Genomic DNA, 3715 nt, shown 5'->3' with positions numbered 1-3715 from the left:
GTTGCAGCACTAATATATCAACGAATAAGTAAAATGTCATCTCTTTTATTTAAAATCATGTAAAGAATCTGATAGACAAAGCATTAAATGTGGGTCACTTTTTATATTATAATTTTATTGATATAAAACTTGTAAATATATTGATTTACATCCATTTGTCATCAAATAAAAAAGTTAAACTTTAGCGTTGTTTATTTGACCAAATATAATTTTGACCAAGGTTTATAAGGATAAATGAAATTACTAATAATAATAGTAAAAAAATCATAGGTATTAATTGGTTATCTTCGTTGTAGAAAATCATACAATAAGCTAATCTGAAAAAACCAACGACGACTACTTAGTTCCGAGTGGTGTTTGTAAAAATGAACATAGTTAATTTTAAAAAAGTATTCCATTTATTTACCCCTGCCTATAGTGGCAAAGGAACCCTCCTCTTATTGACACTCATTATTGGACTTTCCTGCAGTCAGGCAAATAAATCTGAAAATGTGAAGACCGCTGATGAATCTTGTTCAGACAATTTACCTAGCAAGTATGGCGTATCGGTACAAGGCAAACAAGACTCATTGTTATCATCAAATCCAAGCAGATCAGTTAAGGGTATGAAGTGGATTCCAGGGGGTACATTTTTAATGGGTGCCGTCGACAAGGAAGGGCGTGCCGATGAATATCCTTCACACCAGGTTAAACTTGATGGCTACTGGATGGACGAGAGAGAAGTTACCAACGCGCAGTTTGCTGCTTTTATTAAAGCGACGGGTTACAAAACCGTTGCTGAGCGAAAGCCAGATTGGGAAGAAATCAAAAAACAATTACCTGAAGGTACTCCAAAACCATCAGACGATTTATTAGTAGCGGCCTCTCTTACGTTTAATCCGCCCTCTAGCCCCGTTTCTTTACACGATGCATCACAATGGTGGGCATGGACACCCGGAGCCGACTGGAGGCATCCTGAGGGGCCTAAAAGTAATTTGAAAGGAAAAGACAATTATCCGGTTACCCAAGTTTGCTGGGAAGACGCAAATGCTTATGCTAAATGGGCTGGTAAACGACTACCGACTGAGGCTGAATGGGAATATGCCGCACGTGGTGGCCAGAAGAACGCAATATATCCTTGGGGAAATGAACAAATTGAGAGTCGAAAACCAAAAGCGAATACCTGGCAAGGAAGTTTTCCGGACACAAATACGGATTGGGATGGCTTTCATGGTTTAGCCCCTACCGGATCTTTCCCTGCTAATGGATACGGCTTATTCGATATGGCCGGAAATGTTTGGGAATGGGTGTCGGACTGGTATACCAATGATTATTATGATACTCAGAAAGGTAAAACAGTTACCAATCCTAAAGGTCCGGATAAAAGTTTTGACCCGGATGAGCCTACCGTTCCAAAAAAAGTAACTCGCGGAGGCTCATTTATGTGTAACAGTTCTTATTGTAAGGGATACAGAGTAGCAGCCAGAATGAAATCATCGCCTGATACAGGCTTGCAAAATACTGGTTTCAGATGTGTAAGGTCTGAACCTGCGTCAAAAAAATAAAAGATCAGCGGAGTTCAAAGATAACTCCGCTGATCTTATAACGTACTATCTCTTATACATTCCTATCTCAGTTATAGCTGTAAATAGTCCGTTTTTATAACCTGATTTAAATATCATCTTAAAGTGTCTAATGTTACGGGGTTCAAAAAACTCGAGGTATTGCTTTGTCCCTGAGTTTTCCATAGTAAACGCAGCTAAGGAATTCAATGTTACTTTATCTGTACTGGCGGGCATTTGCTGTGTTATTTCATCACTACTCAGCTAAAATTTACAGCACTGTTTATTATTCCTATATAAGGGACTCAGTTGTTTGTGAGCAAATTGTTCATGATATATTTATCACCATTTTGTCTGGTTGACACACTTCAGATACCATCCTTTAACGCCTGCCTAACCTCTGCGCACCGATACAGGGTATAGAGGTATATGGCCTCCGGTAAAGTATACCCGATTGATTATAAAGAAAGTATGGAGGAGGGGGTTTACAGCGACTGCACTTCCCAAAACGAGGGATATAACAGCCTAATCAACAAGCAGATGGAATTGGCGGCGGATTCTTATCTGGCTCATCTGGCCCAAAGGTGCAGACAGATCTTTTTGATGAACCGCGGACAGTTACTGGCCAATGAGGAGATCGCAAACGAATTATGGATTTCTAAACGTACCGTAGAAAATCAGATTCCTACGCACTTAGACATTTACGTTTTTCATTAAAAGACGTAAATGTCATCCTGACTATCCTTGAAGGATTAACACGTTGCACCACTAAATCTAAACATCTGTTTTAGCTCAAAAGTGATACATATCATAAATAGGTAGGATTTCTGTCACTTTTTCGTCTTGCTTAAATACTCAACTTTGAAGCATACTTCCTGGAGGTTCCACAGGTTGTCAGTAAACTTGTTGATTTTGAAGATGAAATCAAAACAATTGTAACGTTATATATACCTGCCATCCATTGCAGTTCGTGTATTTGGTTATTAGAACACCTTCATCTTTTGCAATCAGGAATATTGCAGTCAAGAGTTGATTTCCTTAAAAAACAGGTTTCTATAACATTTAAAAATGATGAAACTAATTTAAAACAGCTGGCACAATTGCTCTCTTCAATAGGTTATGAGCCTTTAATAAGCTTGCAGGATATTGTAAAAAAAGGACAATCAAGTAAAACAGAAAGAAGCCTCATTACCAAAATTGCTGTGGCAGGATTCTGTTTTGGTAATGTAATGCTTTTAAGTTTTCCTGATTATTTTGGACTTTGGACATGGGAACGCGAATTTAAGAATTTCTTTGGATGGCTTAATCTTGCATTTTCATTACCTGTTGTTTTGTACAGCGGAAGGGAGTATTTTATTTCTGCGTGGACAAATCTAAAGGCAAAGAGACTCAATCTTGATTTTCCATTAGCACTTGGTATCCTGGTTATGTTTCTGCGTTCTGCTTATGAAATCATCTCGCAAACCGGAGCTGGGTTTGTAGATACACTTTGCGGATTGGTTTTCTTTCTCTTAGTAGGAAAGTGGATGCAGGAAAGAACCTTTCATCATATTTCATTTGAGAGAGATTATCGGTCCTACTTTCCTGTTGCAGTAACCACCATAAACGAAGGAGTGGAAAGGCCAATACCCCTCAGTGATTTAAAAACGGGTGACAGAATTCTAATCAGAAGTCAGGAAATTTTGCCGGCAGACGCTATTCTACTCAACGGCGAGGCTGAAATAGACTTTAGTTTTGTAACAGGGGAATCCATTCCGGTAAAAAAAACACTGGGAGAAATTATTTATGCGGGTGGCCGACAACTATCAGGTTCTATTGAAATGGAGGTATTAAAGCCGGTGTCGCAAAGCTACCTTACGCAACTTTGGAATAATAGTGCTTTTATTGAATCGAAGAAGCGTATCAAAACATTTAGTGATACTGCCAGCAGGTATTTTAGTATCGTTCTATTAGTTATTGCATTAGGTGCAGGCATTTTCTGGATTTCCACAGATCCCTCTAAAGCATTGGCATCCTTTACCGCAGTTTTAATTATTGCTTGTCCATGTGCTCTGGCCCTGAGTTCACCGTTTACACTGGCAGCTGTATTATCAGTTTTTGATAAAAACAGATTTTATCTGAAGAATACCGCTGTGGTTGAAGAGCTGGCACGTATTAACACGTATGTCGTATGT

The 3715-nt window shown here is 38.8% G+C and carries 3 protein-coding genes; all 3 read left to right on the top strand.

The features are described 5' to 3' along the window. Window positions 1-365: 365 nt before the first annotated feature. The gene (locus AC1DDX_RS26195) at window positions 366-1544 is read left to right on the top strand and encodes a formylglycine-generating enzyme family protein (RefSeq protein WP_288883695.1); all 1179 of its coding nucleotides are present in this window, start codon (window positions 366-368) and stop codon (window positions 1542-1544) included. 426 nt (window positions 1545-1970) lie between these two features. Further along, window positions 1971-2258, top strand: a complete 288-nt coding sequence (locus AC1DDX_RS26190) for a sigma factor-like helix-turn-helix DNA-binding protein (protein ID WP_288883693.1) — start codon at window positions 1971-1973, stop codon at window positions 2256-2258. Between the two features lie 134 nt (window positions 2259-2392). Further along, window positions 2393-3715 (top strand): heavy metal translocating P-type ATPase (locus tag AC1DDX_RS26185; RefSeq protein WP_477622896.1); only part of this gene is annotated, 1323 nt, incomplete at its 3' end.

The organism is Pedobacter sp. 10L46_2, from assembly GCF_056395165.1.
The sequence above is the reverse complement of the archived record's forward strand: the minus strand, read 5'-3'. Positions and strand labels throughout refer to the sequence as shown.